Raw genomic sequence first — 22,940 nt, 5'->3', positions numbered from 1 at the left:
TCACCCGGCGGTTGGCCCGCCGGGCGATAGAACCATTAGCGCACTGGTGGTGCGTACTGAATGCCGCCGTTGTTCCACAGGGCGTTCAGGCCACGGTCGATTTCCAGCGGAGTGCTCTTGCCGAGGTTTTTCTCGAAGATTTCACCGTAGTTGCCGACTTGCTTGACGATCTGTACGACCCAGTCCTTCGGCAGTTTCAAGTCCTTGCCGTATTCACCGTCGCCGCCCAGCAGACGCGCAACGTCCGGGTTCTTGGTGGACTTGGCTTCGGCTTCAACGTTTTTCGAGGTGATGCCGGCTTCTTCAGCGTTGAGCATGGCGTAGCCAACCCAGCGAATGATGGCCAGCCACTCGTCATCGCCGTTACGTACGACCGGGCCCAGTGGTTCCTTGGAAATGGTTTCCGGCAGAACCACGTAGTCCTTCGGCGAGGCCAGCTTGCTGCGCTGGGCGAACAGTTGGGACTTGTCGGAGGTCAGCACGTCGCAACGACCGGATTCCAGCGACTTGGCGCTTTCATCGGAGGTGTCGAAAGTGATCGGGGTGTATTTCAGACCGTTGCCACGGAAGTAGTCGGAAACGTTCAGCTCGGTGGTGGTACCGGCCTGGATGCAGATGGTTGCACCGTCCAGCTCTTTGGCACTCTTCACGCCCAGCTTGTTGTTAACCAGGAAGCCGATGCCGTCGTAGTAGGTAATGAAGCCCGGGAATTTCAGGCCCATGCCCGCATCGCGGGAGCTGGTCATGGTGGTGTTGCGCGACAGGATGTCGATCTCGCCGGATTGCAGCGCGGTGAAGCGCTCCTTGGCGTTCAACTGACTGAACTTGACCTTGGTCGCGTCGCCGAAAACAGCGGCGGCCACAGCGCGGCAGACGTCAGCGTCGATCCCGAGGATCTTGCCGGTAGCGTCCGGAACCGAGAAGCCCGGCAGACCGTCGCTCACGCCACACTGCACGAAACCTTTCTTCTGCACTGCATCCAGGGTTGCACCCGCCTGAGCGAACCCGCTGACACCGAGTACTGTTGCTGCAGTCACGATTGCCAGAGTGGATTTCAACATCTTCATTCAAACCTCCAGTTTTGCTCTTGTTGTGTCGGAGCTTGAGTCCAGTCGCACCCTTTTGAGGCGGTGTTGACCCTAGTTGGCTTTTTATTGGGTCAACCGACGTAAGACCTTCGCTATGAGTCTAGTAGGAGAAAATCCACATCATGGACCACTCACTTCTCACCAATCGGCCGAACGGGCTGTAGCCCTTTCACGTTCGCTGCGCCCGTAACGGCCATTGGCGAACATCCATCACCGGATTCTTTGCAATCCCGTTGCCAGCCGTACACTGATAGTGTTACCGCCGGACGTAGGATCTTTCGTACATTTCCCTCATAGCAAAGCCCGTACCACACCGCTTGCGGAAACGATTCGGCGACAGGTCAATAGCAAAACTTGTAACCTTGCGACATCTTCTTAACGGATCAACCGGACGCGCACGCAAACCACGCACTCAATGAGAGCGTCCGCACACAATTGGAGCAGCCATGACCGAGCCCTTGATTCTTCAGCCTGTTAAGCCCGCAGACGCCTGCGTGATCTGGCTGCACGGCCTCGGCGCCGACCGCTATGACTTCCTGCCGGTGGCCGAGGCCTTGCAGGAAAGCCTGCTGAGCACGCGCTTCGTGCTGCCGCAGGCGCCGACCCTTCCGGTGACGATAAATGGCGGATATGCCATGCCGAGCTGGTACGACATCAAAGCCATGAGCCCGGCGCGAGCGATCGACCGCGATCAGCTGGAAGCGTCCGCCGATCGCATCATTGAATTGATTGAAAACGAGCGCGCCAGCGGAATAGACGCCTCGCGGATTTTCCTCGCCGGGTTTTCCCAGGGTGGCGCGGTGGTGTTGCACACCGCTTTTGTGAAATGGCAGGGACCGTTGGGTGGCGTATTGGCGCTGTCGACGTACGCGCCAACGTTCAGTGATGAGCTGGAGCTTTCAGCCAGCCAGCAGCGCATTCCTGCGATATGCCTGCACGGCCAGTTCGATGGCGTCGTGCAGAACTCGATGGGCCGCAGTGCCTACGAGCATCTGGTGAAGCATGGTGTCACCGTGACATGGCAGGAATACCCAATGGAGCACGAAGTGTTACCCGAAGAAATTCGCGATATCGGCGTGTGGCTGAGCGAACGCCTGCGCTGATTTGCCGGTCAATTCCCGCCCTTTGATCATCCCACTACGCCGCGCCCGTTTCTTGCATTACACTGGCCGGCGTACATTCCTTAACCAATTGATGAGATGACCGTGCTCGAAGCACTCAAGAAGATGTTCGGTAAAAGCGAGGCTGAGCAGCTCGCGCCAGTTCCCAGTGCGCCGTCGCACGCCCCCGGTCATCGCCACGATGCACCCCAGGCCGACCGCCCCGCTGCCGTAGCAGCACCGAAGCAAGAACCGCAACCCGCTCCGGCCGCGCCAATCGCCGCCGAGCCTGCGCGCAGCGAAGAGCCGAAACCGGCCAGACCGCGTCGCGAACCGAAGCCCAAGGCACCGGTTATTCCGTGGAAACTCGAAGATTTCGTCGTCGAGCCACAGGAAGGCAAAACCCGCTTCCACGATTTCAAGCTTTCACCAGAACTGATGCACGCCATTCAGGATCTGGGCTTTCCTTATTGCACGCCGATCCAGGCGCAGGTGCTGGGCTTCACCCTCGCCGGCAAAGACGCCATCGGTCGCGCACAGACCGGCACAGGCAAAACCGCCGCGTTTCTGATCTCGATCATCACCCAGTTGCTGCAAACGCCGCCGCCGAAAGAACGCTACATGGGCGAACCCCGTGCGCTGATCATCGCGCCGACCCGTGAGCTGGTGGTGCAGATTGCCAAGGACGCCGCCGACCTGACCAAGTACACCGGCCTCAACGTCATGACGTTTGTCGGCGGCATGGACTTCGACAAACAGCTCAAGCACCTCGAAGCGCGCCATTGCGACATTCTCGTCGCCACCCCGGGCCGCCTGCTCGACTTCAACCAGCGCGGCGACGTGCACCTGGACATGGTCGAAGTGATGGTGCTGGACGAAGCCGACCGCATGCTCGACATGGGTTTCATCCCGCAAGTGCGGCAGATCATTCGCCAGACCCCGCCGAAGTCCGAGCGTCAGACCTTGCTGTTCTCCGCGACCTTCACCGAAGACGTGATGAACCTCGCCAAGCAGTGGACGACCGATCCGTCCATCGTCGAAATCGAAATCACCAACGTCGCCAACGAAAACGTCGAGCAGCACATCTACGCCGTGGCCGCGGCCGACAAGTACAAATTGCTCTACAACCTGGTCAACGATAATGGCTGGGAGCGGGTGATGGTCTTCGCCAACCGCAAGGACGAAGTCCGTCGCATCGAAGAGCGTCTGGTGCGCGATGGCGTGAATGCTGCGCAGTTGTCCGGCGACGTGCCGCAACACAAACGCATCAAGACCCTCGAAGGCTTCCGCGAAGGCAAGATTCGCGTACTGGTCGCCACCGATGTTGCCGGTCGCGGCATTCACATCGACGGCATCAGCCACGTGATCAACTTCACCTTGCCGGAAGTGCCGGACGACTACGTGCACCGCATCGGCCGTACCGGTCGTGCTGGTGCTGACGGCGTGTCGATCAGCTTCGCCGGTGAAGACGACTCCTACCAGTTGCCGTCCATCGAAGAAAAGCTCGGTCGCAAGATCAGCTGTGAAACGCCGCCAACGCATCTGTTGCGCGCAGTCGAGCGCAAGCGTCCGCAGTAAGCGACGCTTAAAAGAAAAGCGCAGCCGGCAACGGACTGCGCTTTTTTTTCGTCCGGCATTTCATCAGGCGCTTGCGAGAGATAACTAAAAGTCCATAATGGACAAATTAGTTTAGATCAAGACTGCGGAGCCTGACATGTCCAGTACACCCTACGTGATCGACCCACTTCAGGCCCGAGAGCTACTGGCGCGCATCGACGTGCCGCAGATCCTGCGCAAGCTGTTTCGCGACCTCGCCAACGGGAAAGCCGTGCAACCGGCGCAACAACTGGTGGAATTTCCACAGGGTGCCGGCGACTTCATCAATTATCTGGGTGTGCTGGCTGAAGACGGCGTTTACGGCGTGAAGACCTCGCCGTACATCGTGCGCGAGCAAGGCCCGTTGGTGACGGCGTGGACATTGTTGATGTCGATGAAAACCGGCCAGCCATTGCTGCTTTGTGATGCCGGAGAACTGACCATCGCGCGCACGGCGGCGACCACCGCCGTGGCGGTCGACGCCTTGGCTCCGTCGAACGCTAGCCGACTGGCGATCATCGGCAGCGGCAAGGTTGCTCAGGCGCATCTTCATTACGTGAAATCGCTGCGTGACTGGCAGAGCATCAGTGTGTATTCGCCGTCCCTGCTCGAAGACGCTGATACACAGGCACGGTTGAAAACCATCGCTGCCGATCTGAACATCGCCGACAGCCGCGAAGCCGCCCTCGCCGAGGCCGACGTAATCATGCTCTGCACCTCGTCCGCCGGGCCGGTGATCGATCCCGCCGCATTGAACAAACCGGCCCTGATCACCTCGATCAGCACCAACGCCCCCCGTGCCCACGAAGTACCGCCGCAGAGCCTCAACGACATGCAGGTGTTCTGCGACTATCGTCTGACCACACCGGGTTCGGCGGGTGAGATGTTGATCGCGACAGAACAGCATGGCTGGAGCAAGGATTTGATTGTCGCTGACCTCGCTGACCTGCTCAGCGAAAAAGTCCAGCGCCCGGATTACGACCGTCACGTGTTCTTCCGTTCAATCGGCCTGGGCCTGGAAGACATCGCCCTCGCCAATGCGGTTTACCACTTAACCCACTAACACCACAAATCCCCTGTAGGAGCTGCCGAAGGCTGCGATCTTTTGATCTTGATCTTAAAAATCCAGATCAAAAGATCGCAGCCTTCGGCAGCTCCTACAGGGATCGCATTCTGATTGGGGAGTTGCCAATGGCAGATCCCCAGAGAGCCACGATAGCTTTGGAGATCTTCATGAGCCAGGCAGATTTCATCATCATCGGCGGCGGAATTGCCGGCGCTTCCACCGGGTTCTGGCTGTCGCCGCACGGCAAAGTCATCGTGCTCGAACGCGAATCGCACCCCGCCTATCACTCCACCGGACGCTCCGCCGCGTTGTTCACCGCAGCGTACGGCACACCGCAAGTACGCGCCCTGACCCAAGCCAGTCGTGAGTTTTTCGATCATCCACCGGCCGGTTTCTGCGAGCATCCGCTGCTGACTCCGCGCGGTGAAATGACCGTGGATTTCACCAGTGACCCCGCCGAACTCAACAACCAATACCTCAGCGCCAAAGCCACAGTCCCTGAGATGCAGTTGCTCACTGCCGACGAAGCCTGCGCGCGCCTGCCGATCCTGCGTCGGGAAAAAGTCCACGGCGCGATCTACGATCCGAGCGCCAGCGACATCGACACCGACGCCCTGCATCAGGGCTACCTGCGCGGCATCCGACGCAACAACGGTGAAGTCCACACCGATTGCGAAGTGCTCAGCCTCAGCCGTGATGCCGATGGCCTCTGGCACATACAAACCCACGGCCAGACCTTCAGCGCCCCCGTGATCATCAACGCTGCCGGCGCCTGGGCCGACAAGATCGGCGCACTGGCCGGCGCCAGATCGTTGGGCTTGCAACCGAAACGTCGCGCCGCATTCATTTTCGCCGGCCCCGAGGGCGTCGACATTCATCACTGGCCGATGCTGGTCAGCCTCGACGAGTCCTTCTATATGAAGCCCGACGCCGGCATGTTCCTCGGCTCGCCAGCCAACGCCGATCCGGTCGAACCCCACGACGTGCAGCCGGAAGAACTCGACATTGCCATGGGCATCTATCAGATCGAAGAAGCGACCACGCTGACCATCCGCCGGCCGACCCGCACCTGGGCCGGTCTGCGTAGTTTCGTTGCCGACGGTGATTTACTCAGCGGTTTCGATCCGCAGGTGCCGGGGCTGTTCTGGGTCGCCGCGCAAGGTGGTTACGGCATTCAGACCTCGCCGGCGATGGGCCAGGCCAGCGCGGCGCTGGTGCGCGGTCAACCACTGCCCGAGCACTTGCAGCAGTTCGGACTGGACAGCGCCATGCTCTCCCCTGCACGACTCGCCTGATCGTCCATCCGGATGACGCGCCCAACGGATTGCGGCACACTCGCAACGCCTCCTGATCACGGAGGCGTTGACGCTGCCTGGAGCTCCACTGTCATGACCGCCTCTGAACTCGACCCGGCGCTGGATAACTTCCGCGCCATCGCCGACGCCATCGCCACGCTGTTCTTTCCGCACGCCGAAGTGGTGCTGCACGACCTGCGCACGCAGAAGGTCGACTACATCGCCAACAACCTGTCCAAGCGCGAGATCGGTGACGACTCATCGCTGGAGGACATGCTCAGCGAGGATGTCAGCGACCGTAATATCGGCCCGTACGAAAAGCTCAATTGGGACGGTCAGAAGATTCGCAGCCTGAGCACCGTGCTGCGTAACGCCGAAGGTCTGCCGCTGGCGGTGCTGTGCATCAATCTGAATATTTCGCTGTTCGAGAATGCCAAGGCCGCGCTGGACCTGTTCCTCTCGCCGAGCAAACTGATCCCGCAACCGGACTCACTGTTTCGCGATGACTGGCAGGAACGTATCAACACCTTCCTGCACGCCTGGCTGCGGGAACGTCAGTTGAGCCTGAACCTGCTGACCCGCGATCACAAACGTGAGCTGGTGCTGGCGCTGCACGCCGAGGGCGCGTTCAAGGGCAAGAGTGCTTCGAACTATGTGGCCAATGTGCTGAACATGGGGCGGGCGACGGTATACAAACACCTGAAGGAATTGAAAGGCTGAAGATCAACAGATCGCAGCCTGCGGCAGCTCCTACAGGAAAACGCATTCCCCTGTAGGAGCTGCCGCAGGCTGCGATCTTTTCAATCAGTCGCCGTAGATATCGGACTTGAAATACTTCTCGGAAATCTTCTGGTACTCGCCACTCGCGCGAATGCCATCAATGGCGCCGTTCAACTGGCTGACCAATTCGCCATTGCCTTTGCGCACCGCAATCCCCGCGCCCTCGCCCACGTACTTCGGATCCTTCAACTCAGGCCCGACAAACGCATAACCCTTGCCGCGTGGCATCGACAGAAAGTCATTCAGCGGAATGGTGTCGGCGAAAATCGCATCGAGCCGACCCGCCGCCAGATCCATGTAGATCTCTTCGTTGTTGCTGTAGCGCTTGACGTTGATGCCCTTCGGTTCAAACACCTCGGTGGCGTAACGATCGGTGGTGGTCGCGCGCTGCACGCCGACGTTCTTGCCCTTGAGGCTGGCGTATTGATCGTCGACCGTGGCGCCATCCTTCATCACCAGGCGCGACGAAGTGAAGTAATACTTGTGGGTGAAATCCACCGACTTCTTACGGTCTTCGTTGATGGTCATCGATGAAAGCGCCATGTCGATCTTCTTCACTTTCAGCGAAGGAATCAGCCCGTCGAACTCACCTTCGACCCACACGCACTTGACCTTCATCTGCGCGCACAGGGCATTGCCGATGTCGTAGTCGAAACCGACGATTTCACCTTGGTCGGTTTTCGAGGCGAACGGTGGATAAGCGGCTTCGATACCGATGCGCAGGGTTTGCTCGGCGGCGAAAACGCTGGCGCAGGACAACAGGCTGAGGGCCAGACCGGTGATGAGGGGGAGTTTCTTCATGTTCGTTCTCTCGCGGGTTGTTGTTGGTTTGGCAAGAAAGAGCTGAAACGGAGGGGGATGCTTTTTTGTACTTATAAATCCATATTGGACTTATATGTATAGCCCGTCAATTGGGCAAAGAGAGAGGTTTTTGGTGTTGCAGATGAAGCTTTCGCGAGCAGGCTCGCTCCCACAGGTGATCTGAAGCGAACACAATATCTGCGTTCATGAAGATCCAATGTAGGAGCGGGCTTGCTCGCGAAGGCTGACTAAAAGGCGCTACAGGACTTACTTCTTCCAGCGACTCGCAGCTGCATGATCACTGTCCCGCCCCTCAACCCAACGCGGTCCGTCGCTGGTGTTTTCCTTCTTCCAGAACGGCGCACGGGTTTTCAGGTAATCCATGACGAATGCGCAGGCATCGAAAGCGGCCTGACGATGGGCGCTGGCGGCACCGACGAACACAATCGGCTCGCCCGGCTCGAGCGCGCCGATGCGGTGCAACACCTCCAGCTTCAACAGCGGCCAGCGCTGCTCGGCTTCGATGGCGATCTTGCCGAGGGCTCTTTCGGTCATGCCCGGATAGTGTTCGAGGAACATCCCCGCCACATCCAGGCCATCGTTGAAGTCGCGCACGTAACCGACAAAACTCACCACCGCACCGACGCCGACATTGGCCGCGTGCATCGCGTTGACTTCAGCGCCCGGATCGAACGGCGTGGCCTGCACACGAATCGCCATGGCTCAGCCTCCGGTCACGGTAGGAAAGAACGCCACTTCGTCGCCATCGACCACTGGCTCGTCGAGCTGGCAGAGGTCTTCGTTGCGCGCACACATCAGGTTCTGCTCGCTCAGCACCTCGGCGCCGTCACGTTGCGCGAGCAATGCACGCACATCGTCGACGGTGGCGAAATCGCCTTCAACCTTTACCGAATCGATACCCAGCGCTTCACGGTAACGGGCAAAAAACTTCACGGTCAGGTTCATGGCTGCTCCGCTTGAAAATGCCCACTCTTGCCGCCGACCTTCTCCAGCAGGCGCACGCTTTCGATGGTCATGCCACGATCGACGGCTTTGCACATGTCATAGATGGTCAGGGCGGCGACGCTGGCAGCGGTCAGCGCTTCCATTTCGACGCCGGTCTGCCCGGACAGTTTGCAGCGGGCAACGATGCGCACGGTGTCGTCGCCATCAGCGCTGAGCTCGACTTTGACGCCAGTGAGCATCAGCGGGTGGCACAGGGGAATCAGATCGCTGGTTTTCTTCGCCGCCTGAATGCCGGCAATGCGCGCCACGGCGAACACGTCACCCTTGGGGTGGCCGCCGCTGACGATCATCTGCAGGGTTTCGGGGAGCATGCGCACCAGCGCTTGGGCCGTCGCCTCACGGAACGTCACGGCTTTTTCGGTGACGTCGACCATGTTGGCGCGACCTTGGGAATCGAGATGAGTCAGCACGGGATTACTCCTGATCAGGAGCGGGGATTGTAAACCTGCGGGTCAAATTTCCGCATCATAGATTATGAAATCACCACTATCCCTGTGGGAGCGGGCTTGCTCGCGAATGCGGTGTATCAGGCACACATTTGGTGGCTGACACAGCGCATTCGCGAGCAAGCCCGCTCCCACAATGGTTATGCATTTATCCAGAAAAAAACGGGCGGCTTTGCGGCCGCCCGTTTGGTTGTGAAGGGTTACAGATGGGTTTCGGCGTATTCGGCCAGGATCGAGCGAGGCACCCCTTGCAGGGTGATGTGCACACCGTTGGGGAAATCCTTGAAGCGTTCGGTCAGGTAGGTCAGCCCGGAGCTGGTCGCGGACAAGTAAGGGGTGTCGATCTGTGCGAGGTTGCCCAGGCACACCACTTTCGAACCGGCGCCGGCACGGGTGATGATGGTTTTCATCTGGTGCGGCGTGAGGTTCTGGCATTCGTCGATGAGGATCAGGCTCTGCTGGAAGCTGCGACCGCGAATGTAGTTGAGCGATTTGAACTGCAACGGCACTTTGCTGAGGATGTAGTCGACGCTGCCATGGGTGTTTTCATCATCCATGTGCAAGGCTTCGAGGTTGTCGGTGATGGCGCCCAGCCAAGGTTCCATTTTTTCCGCTTCGGTGCCGGGCAGAAAACCGATCTCCTGATCCAGGCCCTGCACGCTACGCGTGGCAATGATGCGCCGATAACGTTTGCTGACCATGGTCTGCTCGATCGCAGCAGCCAGCGCCAGGATGGTTTTACCGGAACCTGCAGCACCCGACAGATTGACCAGGTGGATGTCCGGATCCAGCAGCGCATACAGCGCCAGACTCTGATAGATATCGCGCGGTTTAAGCCCCCACGCTTCCTGGTGCAGCAACGGTTCCTGATGCAGGTCGAGAATCAGCAAACGGTTTTCTTCGATCTCTTTGATCCAGCCGACGAAGCCCTGTTCATCAATGATGAACTCGTTGATGTGCACCGCCGGCAGGTTGTCGATCAGTTGCACCTGGTGCCAGGTGCGGCCATGGTCCTGACGGGTTTCGACCTTGCTCACGCGGTCCCAGAAGGAGCCGGTCATGTTGTGGTAGCCGTTGGGCAGCAGCGATACGTCGTCGACCAGTTGGTCGGTGCTGTAGTCCTCGGCGTCGATGCCACAGGCGCGGGCCTTGAGGCGCATGTTGATGTCTTTGGTCACCAGCACTACCGGTTTTTTCGGGTCGCGGGTGTGCAGATCAATCAACTGGTTGATGATTTTGTTGTCGTTCAGGTGCTCGGGCAGAATCAGGTTCGATTCGGCCTGCTTGCTCATCAGAATTGACAGCAAGCCCTTCGGACCGCCCTTGCCGCGCTGGATCGGCACACCCAGTTCGACATCTTCCGGGGAAGCGTCGCCCAGGGTCTTGTCGATCAGCCGGATGGCCTGACGGCATTCTGCGGCCACGCTGTGATGCCCGCTCTTGAGCTTGTCCAGCTCTTCAAGCACGGTCATCGGGATCGCGACGTGGTGTTCTTCGAAATTCAGCAGGGCGTTTGGATCGTGAATCAATACGTTGGTATCGAGTACATAAAGGATTGGCTGGTTGGAGGAAGGGCTACGTCCGTGATCATCCATACTCGGTCACCTTTGTCAGAGCCAGTAGACGCAATACCTGGGCGGTGCTGCGCCTCGAAGTGACTGCCGAAATCTCACCTGCGGAGATTCAAGTGACTGCAAACAAACGGGTCTTGGAAGACGCCACCTGTGTTGCAGGTTTCGGCGGTCTGTCTTCGTAATACTCCAAAACCGATGACATAAAAAAGTACTTTGACGGTTTTTTTAAGTTTATTTTGCAGAGTGACGAAAAGCCCTTGGCGGACTGCCCAGACCCCGCTAAAGTCGGAAGTCCGCCTGCATCGAATTATTTAAAAAATCCGCCCCAAGCCCAATGTTTCCGGGCTTTCAGCGTTTCTCAGCGAAACGCGTCCTGACAGTCTTCCCAACCGATTCCGCTTTGCGCGGTTTGCGTGATCAGCCACGGTAACGACGTCTTCACCGCGTCCTGCTTCATGTTGAAATTGATCACCCCGTGACGCCACAACAGCATCAGTGTCAGCACCCGTTGTGCACTCGGCGCGCCCTTGAGTTTACCGGCACCGTCCTGGGCATCGATGTCCCACAGCGCCACTTGCAGGCCCTGGGTGTTGAAGAATCCCTGGGCATCATTGCGCCGTTGCCCTTCGGGTGGGCGGAACAGCGGCACGTAATTTTCCGGCAATTTGTTCCTGACCAGATCAGCGCTGCGGCGCACCGAATCCTGCCAGTCCTGCCAATGGCTGTGGGAGCGGAACTCCCAGCCCTGCACGCCGACGCACTGTTTCGAGAAGCCCGTTTGCAGGCTGCTCACCGAGCGTTCGGCCAGCTGCGCCTGAATATCCTTGCCCAGCACAAAGAACGTGCCGCTCAAATTCGACTTGCGCAGATACTCGCTTAACCAGCCGGTGTTGTCCGGTTGCAGGTTGGCGGCGCTGTCGAAAGTCAGCAGAAACAGCCGGTCGTGCATCTCGTCGCCGTTACGCTCGTAGTCGCCGAAACGATCGAATTCGTTGCTGGTCTGCGGCGACAGCGCAGCCTTGCGCATCAATTCGTCGAGATACTGCAAATGGAAGATCCGGCTCGGTTCGGCCCACTTGGTGTAATAGCTGTCGTCGCTGACCACGAACTTGGCAGCCTGCTCGCGCAGGGTCGGCAAGTCTTCAACGAGGAAGCAGAACGAGGCGTCCTGGTCGCAGCTTTGCTGGGCGTAGTTGTAGTTGGCCAACAAGCGCTGCCAGAGGCGCTGACGCAGGTTGTCGATCGCATCGATATTGACCGTGCGCAGGCCCAGACGCTGGGCCAATGCCGCTTCGTCCATCGACTCGGTGCCAAGCAGGCCCCGGGCGAACATGAGGATTTCCGCCCGCGACGCGACGTCGAACAGGGTCGGGCTGGTCAGCTGTTCCGGCCAGGTGCTGCGATCCAGCGTCGCAATATCGCCCGGCGCCGCGACGGCGCCGAAGCTCAACAGCCACGCGGTGAATAAAAGAACAATGCGCAAAGGGGCGTCTCCATAACAAAACCCGCGCGGCACTATATCGCGGGTGGATCAAAAGAAAGATCAAAAGATCGCAGCCTTCGGCAGCTCCTACCTGTGCCTCCATTGAATTCATTGCGATTTCATGTCAACCGCAACCTGTAGGAGCTGTCGAGCTCCAGCGAGGCTGCGATCTTGTTCCATGACACCACCGATCACCTATCACGCTCATAGCTGGAGTCAACACCGACAACCCCCTAGAATCGCCCCCACGATTAAAGGAGACGACTTCATGCTGATGGTGATTTCCCCCGCCAAGACCCTCGATTACGAAACACCGCCGGCGACCCAGCGCTTCACCCAGCCGCAATACCTCGATCACTCGCAGGAACTGATCCAGCAATTGCGCGACCTGACGCCGGCGCAGATCAGCGAGTTGATGCACGTGTCGGACAAGATCGGCGGGCTCAACGCCGCACGTTTCGGCAGCTGGACGCCAGCCTTCACCGCAGAAAACGCCAAGCAGGCGCTGCTCGCGTTCAAGGGCGACGTGTACACCGGTCTCGACGCGCAATCGTTCAGCGAAGCCAACTTCGACTACGCGCAAAAACACCTGCGCATGCTCTCCGGCCTCTACGGCCTGCTGCGCCCGCTCGACCTGATGCAGCCGTATCGCCTGGAAATGGGCACCAAGCTGGCCAACGCCCGTGGCAAAGACCTTTATGCCTTCTGGGGCACGCGTATCAGCGAATGGCTGAACGAAGCGCTGGCCGATCAGGGCGACGATGTGTTGCTCAACCTGGCGTCCAACGAATACTTCTCGGCGGTCAAGCGCACCGCGTTGAACGCGCGGATCATCAACACCGAGTTCAAGGATCAGAAGAACGGCCAGTACAAGATCATCAGCTTCTACGCGAAAAAGGCTCGCGGCCTGATGAGCCGTTTCGTGATCCAGGAAAAAATCAACGATCCAGCCCTGCTCAAGCAGTTCGACGTGCAGGGTTATCGCTACAGCGCCGAGCAGTCGAAACCCGACAATCTGGTGTTTTTGCGTGACCACGCCCCCGAATAAAGCATGCTCAATGCACGACTCTTTTTATATAGAGTCGTGCAGCTCGCACGATGTCAAAAAACCCTCGCCTTATTTCGCCATTTTTATGGCGCCAGAAAATATTCCCTGTCCTTTCTAATTTTAGTTTCACTCGACACTGATCATTTTTTTCAGTAGTGGCACCTAAATTTTTTCACGGTAGTGGCAAAAAACTATCTACTGCGATTATCTCCCTATCTATAAAGGGCGAAATGGAAAGTGCTATCAAATTGAGACCAGTGCCATCTTCAACAATATTTCAAGAAATTTCAGATTGCACGATGAGTGGACAGGAACTATGTCCAAATGCGTAGCTCATACCACCGGTAACGATTCTCGCCGAGTTTGTACGAGATAACTTACGCAGAGCAGATAGCCATGTAACCAAGTTGTCACAGCAACTTGCCTAGATGACTAACTAGTCTCAAAACACAACGAAGGACAGGAGATAGGCACCATTAATATCCCCTACAAGGCCATGGCCGCGCCCCTATAACCGTGCTCGCCTGAGCACCAGACCGCTTGATCCACGGGCTTCTCGCCTGACATCGAGCGCGCAAGACCAATGCACGAGAGTCTTCCCGACAGAAGATCTGCTGCATAACAGGGCAAGTCATAACTATAAGGCCTGGTTGCGCACATCTTGAGTGCACTTATTTAGACACTCGAAACTTTGTATGCCTGCACACGGCATTGTGGCGCCTGTAAGCCGCACTTTCGAGTGCACTAGTGAACGCTGAACACCATTAACTCCGGCCTTCTAAGGCCTGATATATACAGAGGTAATTGCGATGCGCATCAGCATATTTGGTTTGGGTTACGTTGGCGCAGTATGTGCCGGTTGCCTGTCTGCACGGGGCCATGACGTGGTTGGCGTCGATGTTGCCAAAGACAAGATCGACATGATCAACGCTGGCAAATCCCCCATTGTTGAACCGGGCCTGGGCGAACTTCTGCAACAGGGTATCCAGACCGGTCGTCTGCGTGGCACGACCAACTTCGCCGAAGCGATTCGTGACACTGACCTGTCGATGATCTGCGTCGGCACGCCAAGCAAAAAGAACGGCGACCTCGAACTGAATTACATCGAAGCCGTGTGCCGCGAGATCGGTTTTGTTCTGCGTGAAAAAACCACCCGCCACACCATCGTCGTGCGCAGCACTGTGTTGCCGGGCACCGTCGCCAACGTAGTGATCCCGATTCTCGAAGATTGCTCGGGCAAGAAGGCCGGTGTCGACTTCGGCGTCGCGGTCAACCCCGAATTCCTGCGTGAATCCACCGCCATCGCCGACTACGACCTGCCACCGATGACCGTCATCGGCGAGTTCGACAAGGCTTCGGGCGACGTTCTGCAATCGCTGTACGAAGAACTCGACGCACCGATCATCCGCAAGGACATCGCCGTTGCCGAGATGATCAAGTACACCTGCAACGTCTGGCACGCGACCAAAGTGACCTTCGCCAACGAGATCGGCAACATCGCCAAAGCGGTTGGCGTCGATGGCCGTGAAGTGATGGAAGTGGTCTGCCAGGACAAGACCCTCAACCTGTCCCAGTACTACATGCGCCCGGGCTTCGCCTTCGGCGGTTCGTGCCTGCCGAAAGACGTGCGCGCCCTGACCTACCGCGCCGGTTCGCTGGACGTCGAAGCGCCGCTGCTCAACTCGCTGATGCGCAGTAACGAATCGCAAGTGCAAAACGCCTTCGACATCGTTGAAAGCCACGACAAACGCAAAGTCGCTCTGCTCGGCCTGAGCTTCAAAGCCGGCACCGATGACCTGCGCGAAAGCCCGCTGGTGGAACTGGCCGAGATGCTGATCGGCAAGGGTTACGACCTGAGCATCTACGACAGCAACGTCGAGTACGCCCGTGTTCACGGCGCGAACAAGGACTACATCGAGTCGAAAATCCCGCACGTGTCGTCCCTGCTCAACGCGGACTTCGATTCGGTGATCGACAACTCCGACGTGATCATCCTCGGTAACCGCGACGAGAAATTCCGCGCGCTGGCCCAACAAGCGCCGCACGGCAAACAGGTCATCGACCTGGTCGGCTTCATGGCCAAAGCCACCGACACCGGTACGCGTACCGAAGGTATCTGCTGGTAAGGCAGACGTTGCACGGCGCCGCCCTCGCGACGCCGTGCAACAGACCCCAAATGTAGGAGCTGCCGAAGGCTGCGATCTTTTCGGGAACACCAAAATCCCAAGCGAAAGATCAAAAGATCGCAGCCTTCGGCAGCTCCTACATGTCCTTGCAAGTTTTTGTAAGCCTGCCTTAACCCCATCGGGCCCGCCCCGAGATAGAGACGGATGCAGATTATGCACAGGCTAAAACACGGCCTACTTCAGGCCGCCGGTTGGCTGTTTTACCTAAGTTTGTTGATGGGCCTGGCCTTGATGCTGCCCACGTCCACATTCGACTCCGAGTCGAAGGACTTCATTTTCCTGATTGGCGCCGTGGGTATCTGGCGCTACTCGATGGGTGCAACGCACTTTGTGCGCGGCATGATTTTCCTCTACATCGTCTACCCGCACCTGCGCCGCAAAGTGCGCAAGCTGGGTAAGGCTGCAGACCCGTCGCATGTGTTTTTGATGGTCACCAGTTTCCGTATCGACGCGCTGACCACGGCGCAGGTCTACAGCTCGGTGATCCGCGAAGCCATCGACTGCGAACTGCCGACCACCGTGGTCTGCTCCATCGTGGAAATGTCCGATGAGCTGCTGGTCAAGGCGCTGTGGGCGCGGATGAATCCGCCAGAACGCGTCAAACTCGACTTCGTGCGGATTCCCGGCACCGGCAAACGTGATGGCCTCGCCTATGGTTTCCGCGCGATCTCTCGTCACCTGCCGGACGACCGCGCCGTGGTGGCCGTGATCGATGGCGACACCGTGCTCGGCGAAGGCACCGTGCGTAAAACCGTGCCGTGGTTCCAGCTGTTCGGCAACGTCGGCGGCCTGACCACCAACGAGTTCTGCGAAGTGCGCGGCGGCTACATCATGAGCGAATGGCACAAGCTGCGTTTCGCCCAGCGCCACATCAACATGTGCTCGATGGCCCTGTCCAAGCGCGTGCTGACCATGACCGGCCGTATGTCGGTGTTCAAAGCATCAGTGGTGACCAACCCGGAATTCATCGCCGACGTTGAAAGCGACTCGCTGCAACACTGGCGTCTGGGCCGTTTCAAGTTCTTGACCGGCGACGACAAGTCGAGCTGGTTCAGCCTGATGCGCCTCGGCTACGACACCTTCTACGTGCCTGACGCGGCGATCAACACCGTTGAACACCCGCCGGAGAAGAGCTTCATCAAGGCCAGCCGCAAACTGATGTTCCGCTGGTACGGCAACAACCTGCGCCAGAACTCGCGAGCGCTGGGCCTGGGTGTGAAACGCCTCGGCGCCTTCACCTCGGTGGTGCTGTTCGATCAGCGCGTTTCGATGTGGACCTCGCTGCTCGGTCTGACCGTGGCGATCATCGCCAGCTTCAAATACGGCACCGCGTTCATCCTCGTTTACCTGCTGTGGATCGGCATCACCCGCCTGATTCTGACCCTGCTGTTGTCATGCTCCGGTCACCGGATCGGCCCGGCTTATCCAGCGATTCTTTATTACAACCAGATCGTCGGCGCGATGGTGAAGATCTACGTGTTCTTCCGCCTCGACCAACAATCCTGGACGCGCCAACCCACTTCCCTGACCCGTGATCTCGCCAGCTTTCAACGTTGGTTCAACACCTGGTCGTCTCGGACCATGACCTTCTCCGCCGGCAGCATTTTTGTCGCCGTGCTGCTGATGATGGTCTGACCCGCCCCTATTGAATTAACAAGGAAATCGCCCCTATGAATACCGCCGTGAACGTCAACGTAGTGCATGAATCCGAAGCCCAGCGCCAACACGCCCGCGTGAAAATCCCGGCCAAACTGCGCTTCTTCGGCCCTGACCGGACACCGGTCGAAGCGCGGGTCATCGACCTGTCTGCCGGTGGTCTGGCGTTCAACGCCGGGCAAATGCCGCTGACCCTTGGCGAGGTGTACAAGGCGCGTCTGCAATTCGTCATCGACAACCTCGGCCTGGCCATGGACGTTGAACTGCAAGTGCGTTCCTACGACCGCCAGACCGGCCGTGTTGGTTGCCAGTTCCAGAACCTCGAGCAGCAGGACATTTCCACCCTGCGCCACCTGATCACCTCGCACCTGGCCGGCGACATCGTCAGCATCGGCGAAGTGCTGGCGACCCTGCAGCGCGACAATTTCACCAAGGCGCGCAAGGTCAAGGACGGTGGCTCCGGCATGACCCCGTTCGGTCGTTTGAAGGCAGTGACCTTCAGCGCCGGCGTGTTTGTCGTCGGTCTGGTTGCGGCGGGCTTCATTTTCAAATCGGTGTACGGCATGTACTTCGTCAGCCACGCGCAGGCTGGCCTCGTCAGCGTGCCGGGGATGAACATCACCATGCCGCGCGACGGCACCGTGCAGAGCCTGATCAAGTCCGACGGCGTCGCAGCGAAAGGCGCGCCACTGGCGACCTTCAGCACCAGCATGCTCGACGTGCTCAAGGGGCATCTGGACGAAGACCAACTGGCCCCGGCCAAGGTTGAAGAACTCTTTGGCAAGCAAATGACCGGCACCCTGACTTCGCCGTGCGATTGCACCGTGGCTCAGCAACTGGTGGCTGACGGTCAGTACGCGAGCAAGGGCGATGTGATCTTCCAGTTGGTACCGCGCAACACCCAGGCCACCGTTGATGCCCGCTTCTCTTATCGCCAGTTCGGCGACGTGCGTCCGGGTACCCCGGTGAGCTTCCAGATCGCCGGCGAAGACAAGACCCGCACCGGCAAGATCGTCAGCAGCACCAGCCTGAAAAGCGCCGACCTGTCCTCCGACATCCGCGTGCAGATCCAGCCAGACGAGCCGCTCGACAGCAGCTTCGCCGGCCGCCCGGTGGAAGTGAACAGCGACCGTGGCCCGAACCTGAACTGGCTGATCGACAAAGCCATGGCTGCCGGTCTTTAAGTCGAGGACATGCCTGTGACTATTCCTATCTTGAACACTCCGCCGACCCTGTGGGAGCGAGCCTGCTCGCGAAAGGGTCAGCACGGTTTGTCTGATGTACCGAGTCGACTGCTTCGCGAGCAGGCTCGCTCCCACATGGGACTAGTGGTGTGCTCGCTGGCTTTGGCAGTCAGTCTCGCCGGTTGCGCCGGCCTGCCCGATCAGCGTCTGGCCAACGAAGCGCTGAAACGTGGCGACACCGCCACCGCCGCGCAGAACTATCAGCAACTGGCCGACCTCGGTTACAGCGAGGCGCAAGTCGGCCTCGCCGATATCCAGGTCGACAGCCGTGACCCTGAGCAAATGAAACAGGCCGAAGCGACTTATCGTGCAGCGGCCAGTGTTTCGCCGCGTGCCCAGGCGCGTCTCGGTCGCTTGCTGGTGGCCAAACCGGGTTCCACCGAAGCCGAGCACCACGAAGCCGAAAGCCTGCTGAAAAAAGCCGCCGCCAATGGCGAAGGCAACACGTTGATCCCGCTGGCGATGCTCTACCTGCAATACCCGCACAGCTTCCCCAACATCAACGCGCAGCAGCAGATCGATCAGTGGCGCAAATCCGGTTACCCGGAAGCGGGTCTGGCCCAGGTGCTGCTGTATCGCACCCAAGGCACCTACGACCAGCATCTGGATGACGTGGAAAAAATCTGCAAAGCCGCGCTCAACACCACCGACATCTGCTACGTCGAACTGGCCACCGTTTACCAGAAACGCGCCCAGCCTGAGCAACAAGCCGAGCTGATCAAGCAACTGCAGGCCGGTCACGCCCGTGGCACCGTCACCGCGCAGCGCGTCGATTCCGTGGCCCGCGTACTGGCCGACTCGACCCTGGGCAAGACCGATGAGAAAACCGCGCAGTCGTTGCTTGAGCCGATCGCTCCGGGCTACCCGGCATCGTGGGTGACCCTCGCGCAGTTGCTCTACGACTATCCCGAACTGGGCGACGTCGATCAGATGATGAAGTACCTCGACAACGGCCGCGCCGCCGATCAACCGCGCGCCGAGCTGTTGCTGGGCAAGCTCTACTACGAAGGAAAAATGGTTCCGGCCGACGCCAAAGTCGCCGAAGAACATTTCCAGAAAGCCGTTGGCCGCGAAGTCGCCGCCGACTACTACCTCGGCCAGATCTATCGCCGTGGCTACCTCGGCAAGGTCTACCCGCAGAAGGCTCTCGACCACTTGCTGACCGCTGCACGCAACGGCCAGAACAGCGCCGACTTCGCCATCGCCCAACTGTTCTCCCAAGGCAAGGGCACCAAGCCCGATCCGCTCAACGCCTACGTGTTCAGCCAATTGGCCAAGGCGCAAAACACCCCGCAAGCCGATGAGCTGGCGACCACCCTCGCCGCGCAACTGCCGCCCGAGCGTCTGGCCGAAGCCCAGCGTCTGCTGCAACAGGAGCAAGCCAGCCGTGGCGCTCTGAACCAGAACACGCTGCAACTGCACGCCCTGCAAGAAGAAGACGGCGAGGAAAAATTATGAAGTTGAATCCATTCGTGAAGGCCGGTATTGGCCTCACCTTCGCGCTGATCTGGTCTTGCCCGACACTGGCCGCGATGACTGAAACCAAGAACTTCGGCCTCGAAGTGAAAGTCACCGGCCAGTCCGAAGACGACCGTGACCTCGGCACCGCCAGCGGTGGCGACGTCAACGGCGTCGGCCTCGACCTGCGTCCGTGGATCTACGGCGAAAGCGGCGCGTGGAGCGCCTACGCCATGGGCCAGGCCGTGACCTCGACCGACATCATTGAAACCGACACCCTGCAACAATCCGACGGTGCACAAACCACCGATAGCGGTGATCGTGAAACCAAGAAAAACTACCTGGCAATGCGCGAGTTCTGGGTCGGCTACAGCGGCTTCACGCCCTACCCCGGCGAGATCCTCAAGCTCGGTCGTCAACGTCTGCGCAATGACGACGGCCAATGGCGCGATACCAACATCGAAGCGCTGAACTGGACCTTCGACACCACCCTGCTGCGCGCCAACGCCGGTGTCGCCGAACGCTTCAGCGAATACCGCACCGACTTGAAAGAGCTGGCGCCGAAAGACAAGGATCGCCTGCACGCCTACGCCGATGCCGCTTACCAGTGGACGCCGGGGCAATGGGTCGGGATTCGCGGTCACCACACCCACGATGACGGCAAACTCGATTACGCCGAACCGGGTGTACCGCGCGACTCACTGGATAAAACCCAGAACGGCGACATCAGCTGGCTCGGCCTCACCGCTGACAGCGACGCCTACAACTGGCGCAACACCAACACCGTCAACTACTGGGGCAGCATCACCGGCATGAGCGGCGACCGCGACTCGGTCAACGCGCTGAACGCCGATGGTTCGCGCCCGGCGCAAGCCAAGCGCAGCGATGACGTCAACGGTTGGGCCACTGACATTGGTGTGCGCCTGCGCCTTGATCCGCAATGGCAAGTCGGCGGTGCGTATGCCCGCGCCAGCGCCGATTACGAGCAGAACGGTCTGGAGAGCAACCGCTCAAACTACACCGGTACCCGTTCGCGCGTTCACCGTTTCGGTGAAGCCTTCCGTGGCGAAATGAACAACATGCAGACCGCGACCCTGTTCGGTTCGTGGATGGTCAACGACGAGTACGACGCCAGCCTGATCTATCACAAGTTCTGGCGTGTCGACGGCAACAAACCGGTGGGCAGCAACGGCATCAACGCCGTGGAAAACAACACCGACGACGCCACCGGCGCAATCCTGTCCAGCACCTCGCTGCCGCTTGAAGACGGCAACAAGGACCTCGGTCAGGAAATGGATCTGGTCGTCACCAAGTACTTCAAGCAAGGCCTGTTGCCGGCGGCGTTGAGCCAGTCGATCGATGAGCCTTCGGCCCTCGTGCGCTTCCGTGGCGGTGTGTTCAAACCGGGCGATGCCTACGGCAAGCAGGTTGATTCGTACATGCACCGCGCGTTCATCGACGTGATCTGGCGCTTCTGATGCAAACCGCCAAGGGAGTGCCCGACATGATCAGCACCAGGACAGGCTCACTCAGCCTGCTGGCCGGCGCGATGCTGCTGGCCAGCGCCGGCGCCTTCGCCAATGTGGAGCCAACGGCGCCACAACCGGCCAAGCAAGCCACCGTGGCCAAAGAGCTGCAGCAAGCCAAGACCTACACCGTCAGCAGCGCGCCGACCGAGGCGCTGCAACTGGCCAAGCCGAAACTGCCTGACCTTTCCGGCTTCACTGCCGAAGCCGCTGCGGCGAAAATCGTCCGTAGCAAACCAGGCAAGATCAGCGTGCGCCGGATGATGCAGGAAGACGCCCTGAAGGACTTCATCGGCGGCGACAACAAGATGGCCGAATGGGTGGTGCGTCAGCACGGCATCCCGCAGGCGATCTTCGTCGACGACGGCTACCTGAACCTCAAGGATCTGGCGAAGAAACTGCCCAAGCAGTACTTCAGCGAGACCTCGCCGGGCGTGTATTTGTCGAAGCTGCCGATCGTTGTCGGCCGCAAAGGCATCCTCGAAATCGACGGCCAGACTCAGGAATTGCGCCTGTCGCAAGAGGCCGGTTCGTTCCTGGTCAACGACGGTCAGCTGTTTGTGCGTGACACCAAAATCACTGGCTGGCGCGAGAAGGACAACGGCCCGGCGACCTTCCGTTCGCCGAAGGAATTCCGTCCATTCCTGCTCGCCTGGGGCGGCACCGAGACCTACATCGTCAACAGCAAAATGGCCAGCTTCGGCTACGCCAACAGTAAGTCGTACGGCGTGAGTATTTCCCAGTACACGCCGAACATGGCCAAGGTGCTCAAGCGTCCTGAACCGACTGGCTGGATCGTCGGCTCCGAGTTCTCCGACATGTGGTACGGCTTCTACTGCTACGAGACCCGCGACTTCGTGGTCAAGGGCAACACCTACAAAGACAACATCGTTTACGGCATCGACCCGCACGACCGTTCCCACGGCCTGATCATTGCCGAGAACACCGTGCACGGTACGAAGAAGAAGCACGGGATCATTATTTCCCGTGAGGTCAACGACAGCTTCATCTTCAACAACAAGAGCTTCGACAACCACCTCTCGGGCCTGGTGATCGACCGTAACAGCGTCAACAACGTCATTGCCTACAACGAGATCTACAAGAACCACACTGACGGCATCACCCTCTACGAGTCCGCCGACAACCTGCTGTGGGGCAACAAGGTCATCAGCAACAAGCGCCACGGCATCCGCATTCGTAACAGCGTGAACATTCGCCTCTACGAAAACGTCGCCATGGCCAACGGCTTGACCGGCGTCTACGGCCACATCAAGGACCTGAGCGACACCGACCGTGACATCAAGCTCGATCCGTTCGATGCGCAGGTGTCGCTGATCGTCGTTGGCGGTGAGCTGGCGGCCAATGGCAGCGGCCCGCTGTCGATCGATTCACCGTTGAGTGTCGAGCTGTATCGCGTGTCGATGCTGGCGCCGACCAAATCCAGCGGCATCAGCTTCAACGGCATCCTCGGCGAGCGCCAGGATGAAATTCTCGATCTGCTGGTGCGCCAGCAGAAAGCCGTGCTGATCGACCCTGTCGAACGCCAGACCGAAATGCAGGACTGAGG

General features: G+C 59.2%; 19 protein-coding genes. 12 read left to right on the top strand and 7 right to left on the bottom strand.

The features are described 5' to 3' along the window. Positions 1-35: 35 nt before the first annotated feature. Complete coding sequence (locus tag C2E19_RS06365) at positions 36-1,067, bottom strand: amino acid ABC transporter substrate-binding protein (protein WP_129389481.1); 1,032 nt, start codon at positions 1,065-1,067, stop codon at positions 36-38. Positions 1,068-1,534: 467 nt separating this feature from the next. On the opposite strand from C2E19_RS06365, the gene C2E19_RS06360 reads away from it, so the two are divergent. The 5 genes from C2E19_RS06360 (at position 1,535) to C2E19_RS06340 (ending at position 6,865) form a co-directional block, all read left to right on the top strand. Further along, on the top strand, positions 1,535-2,191 hold the full coding sequence (locus tag C2E19_RS06360) for an alpha/beta hydrolase (protein ID WP_129389468.1): 657 nt from the start codon (positions 1,535-1,537) through the stop codon (positions 2,189-2,191). 96 nt (positions 2,192-2,287) lie between these two features. Beyond that, positions 2,288-3,766, top strand: a complete 1,479-nt coding sequence (gene rhlB, locus C2E19_RS06355) for an ATP-dependent RNA helicase RhlB (protein ID WP_129389465.1) — start codon at positions 2,288-2,290, stop codon at positions 3,764-3,766. 136 nt (positions 3,767-3,902) lie between these two features. Further along, on the top strand, positions 3,903-4,847 hold the full coding sequence (locus C2E19_RS06350) for an ornithine cyclodeaminase family protein (protein ID WP_129389462.1): 945 nt from the start codon (positions 3,903-3,905) through the stop codon (positions 4,845-4,847). A gap of 170 nt (positions 4,848-5,017) precedes the next feature. Beyond that, complete coding sequence (locus C2E19_RS06345; protein ID WP_129389459.1) at positions 5,018-6,145, top strand: FAD-binding oxidoreductase; 1,128 nt, start codon at positions 5,018-5,020, stop codon at positions 6,143-6,145. A 93-nt stretch (positions 6,146-6,238) separates the two neighbouring features. Next, positions 6,239-6,865 carry a transcriptional regulator gene (locus C2E19_RS06340; RefSeq protein ID WP_129389456.1) on the top strand — a complete coding sequence of 209 codons (627 nt, stop codon included), beginning with the start codon at positions 6,239-6,241 and terminating at the stop codon, positions 6,863-6,865. An 84-nt stretch (positions 6,866-6,949) separates the two neighbouring features. Here the strand turns inward: C2E19_RS06340 and C2E19_RS06335 are convergent, their stop codons facing one another. The 6 genes from C2E19_RS06335 to C2E19_RS06305 all read right to left on the bottom strand — a co-directional run bounded on the left by C2E19_RS06335 (position 6,950) and on the right by C2E19_RS06305 (position 12,255). Further along, a complete protein-coding gene (locus tag C2E19_RS06335) occupies positions 6,950-7,726 on the bottom strand; it encodes an ABC transporter substrate-binding protein (protein ID WP_129389454.1) in 777 nt (258 codons plus the stop codon). A gap of 267 nt (positions 7,727-7,993) precedes the next feature. Next, entirely contained in the window at positions 7,994-8,446 is a 453-nt protein-coding gene (gene moaE, locus C2E19_RS06330; protein WP_129389451.1) for a molybdopterin synthase catalytic subunit MoaE, read from the bottom strand. A gap of 3 nt (positions 8,447-8,449) precedes the next feature. Beyond that, a complete protein-coding gene (locus C2E19_RS06325; protein WP_129389448.1) occupies positions 8,450-8,692 on the bottom strand; it encodes a MoaD/ThiS family protein in 243 nt (80 codons plus the stop codon). Next, positions 8,689-9,162 carry a cyclic pyranopterin monophosphate synthase MoaC gene (gene moaC / locus C2E19_RS06320; RefSeq protein ID WP_093437022.1) on the bottom strand — a complete coding sequence of 158 codons (474 nt, stop codon included), beginning with the start codon at positions 9,160-9,162 and terminating at the stop codon, positions 8,689-8,691. Before moaC ends, C2E19_RS06325 begins: the two co-directional genes overlap by 4 nt. Before the next feature lie 236 nt (positions 9,163-9,398). Beyond that, positions 9,399-10,793, bottom strand: coding sequence for a PhoH family protein (locus C2E19_RS06315; RefSeq protein WP_129389445.1), 1,395 nt, complete (start codon positions 10,791-10,793; stop codon positions 9,399-9,401). 337 nt (positions 10,794-11,130) lie between these two features. Beyond that, positions 11,131-12,255, bottom strand: a complete 1,125-nt coding sequence (locus C2E19_RS06305) for a polysaccharide deacetylase family protein (protein ID WP_129389442.1) — start codon at positions 12,253-12,255, stop codon at positions 11,131-11,133. Between the two features lie 268 nt (positions 12,256-12,523). On the opposite strand from C2E19_RS06305, the gene yaaA reads away from it, so the two are divergent. The 7 genes from yaaA (at position 12,524) to algG (ending at position 22,938) form a co-directional block, all read left to right on the top strand. Then, positions 12,524-13,303 carry a peroxide stress protein YaaA gene (gene yaaA / locus C2E19_RS06300; protein WP_129389439.1) on the top strand — a complete coding sequence of 260 codons (780 nt, stop codon included), beginning with the start codon at positions 12,524-12,526 and terminating at the stop codon, positions 13,301-13,303. 809 nt (positions 13,304-14,112) lie between these two features. Continuing rightward, entirely contained in the window at positions 14,113-15,429 is a 1,317-nt protein-coding gene (locus tag C2E19_RS06295; RefSeq protein WP_129389437.1) for a nucleotide sugar dehydrogenase, read from the top strand. Positions 15,430-15,642: 213 nt separating this feature from the next. Next, positions 15,643-17,124, top strand: a complete 1,482-nt coding sequence (gene alg8 / locus C2E19_RS06290) for a mannuronan synthase (RefSeq protein ID WP_372238463.1) — start codon at positions 15,643-15,645, stop codon at positions 17,122-17,124. A gap of 35 nt (positions 17,125-17,159) precedes the next feature. Beyond that, positions 17,160-18,329, top strand: coding sequence for an alginate biosynthesis protein Alg44 (locus tag C2E19_RS06285; RefSeq protein WP_129389431.1), 1,170 nt, complete (start codon positions 17,160-17,162; stop codon positions 18,327-18,329). Between the two features lie 15 nt (positions 18,330-18,344). Continuing rightward, a complete protein-coding gene (gene algK / locus C2E19_RS06280) occupies positions 18,345-19,847 on the top strand; it encodes an alginate biosynthesis TPR repeat lipoprotein AlgK (RefSeq protein WP_174823928.1) in 1,503 nt (500 codons plus the stop codon). Beyond that, positions 19,844-21,325 (top strand): alginate export family protein, encoded by a 1,482-nt coding sequence (locus C2E19_RS06275; RefSeq protein WP_129389425.1) that lies wholly within the window; start codon positions 19,844-19,846, stop codon positions 21,323-21,325. The genes algK and C2E19_RS06275 overlap by 4 nt, the downstream gene beginning before the upstream one ends. 26 nt (positions 21,326-21,351) lie before the next feature. After that, positions 21,352-22,938, top strand: coding sequence for a mannuronan 5-epimerase AlgG (gene algG, locus C2E19_RS06270; RefSeq protein WP_129389422.1), 1,587 nt, complete (start codon positions 21,352-21,354; stop codon positions 22,936-22,938). Positions 22,939-22,940: the final 2 nt, after the last annotated feature.

This window comes from Pseudomonas sp. DTU12.3 (genome assembly GCF_004124275.1).
GTDB classification, from domain to species: Bacteria; Pseudomonadota; Gammaproteobacteria; order Pseudomonadales; family Pseudomonadaceae; genus Aquipseudomonas; species Aquipseudomonas helmanticensis.
This window is presented reverse-complemented; position numbering and strand designations above follow the sequence as displayed.

What these genes read in the sequence shown, in the direction of transcription:
- C2E19_RS06315 (WP_129389445.1), bottom strand. Translation starts at nt 10,793, where the DNA reads ATGGATGATCACGGACGTAGCCCTTCCTCCAACCAGCCAATCCTTTAT.
- C2E19_RS06340 (WP_129389456.1), top strand. Translation starts at nt 6,239, where the DNA reads ATGACCGCCTCTGAACTCGACCCGGCGCTGGATAACTTCCGCGCCATC.
- C2E19_RS06325 (WP_129389448.1), bottom strand. Translation starts at nt 8,692, where the DNA reads ATGAACCTGACCGTGAAGTTTTTTGCCCGTTACCGTGAAGCGCTGGGT.
- C2E19_RS06350 (WP_129389462.1), top strand. Translation starts at nt 3,903, where the DNA reads ATGTCCAGTACACCCTACGTGATCGACCCACTTCAGGCCCGAGAGCTA.
- C2E19_RS06295 (WP_129389437.1), top strand. Translation starts at nt 14,113, where the DNA reads ATGCGCATCAGCATATTTGGTTTGGGTTACGTTGGCGCAGTATGTGCC.
- rhlB (WP_129389465.1), top strand. Translation starts at nt 2,288, where the DNA reads ATGACCGTGCTCGAAGCACTCAAGAAGATGTTCGGTAAAAGCGAGGCT.
- C2E19_RS06360 (WP_129389468.1), top strand. Translation starts at nt 1,535, where the DNA reads ATGACCGAGCCCTTGATTCTTCAGCCTGTTAAGCCCGCAGACGCCTGC.
- moaE (WP_129389451.1), bottom strand. Translation starts at nt 8,446, where the DNA reads ATGGCGATTCGTGTGCAGGCCACGCCGTTCGATCCGGGCGCTGAAGTC.
- C2E19_RS06345 (WP_129389459.1), top strand. Translation starts at nt 5,018, where the DNA reads ATGAGCCAGGCAGATTTCATCATCATCGGCGGCGGAATTGCCGGCGCT.
- algG (WP_129389422.1), top strand. Translation starts at nt 21,352, where the DNA reads ATGATCAGCACCAGGACAGGCTCACTCAGCCTGCTGGCCGGCGCGATG.
- C2E19_RS06285 (WP_129389431.1), top strand. Translation starts at nt 17,160, where the DNA reads ATGAATACCGCCGTGAACGTCAACGTAGTGCATGAATCCGAAGCCCAG.
- C2E19_RS06365 (WP_129389481.1), bottom strand. Translation starts at nt 1,067, where the DNA reads ATGAAGATGTTGAAATCCACTCTGGCAATCGTGACTGCAGCAACAGTA.
- C2E19_RS06275 (WP_129389425.1), top strand. Translation starts at nt 19,844, where the DNA reads ATGAAGTTGAATCCATTCGTGAAGGCCGGTATTGGCCTCACCTTCGCG.
- alg8 (WP_372238463.1), top strand. Translation starts at nt 15,643, where the DNA reads ATGCACAGGCTAAAACACGGCCTACTTCAGGCCGCCGGTTGGCTGTTT.
- yaaA (WP_129389439.1), top strand. Translation starts at nt 12,524, where the DNA reads ATGCTGATGGTGATTTCCCCCGCCAAGACCCTCGATTACGAAACACCG.
- C2E19_RS06335 (WP_129389454.1), bottom strand. Translation starts at nt 7,726, where the DNA reads ATGAAGAAACTCCCCCTCATCACCGGTCTGGCCCTCAGCCTGTTGTCC.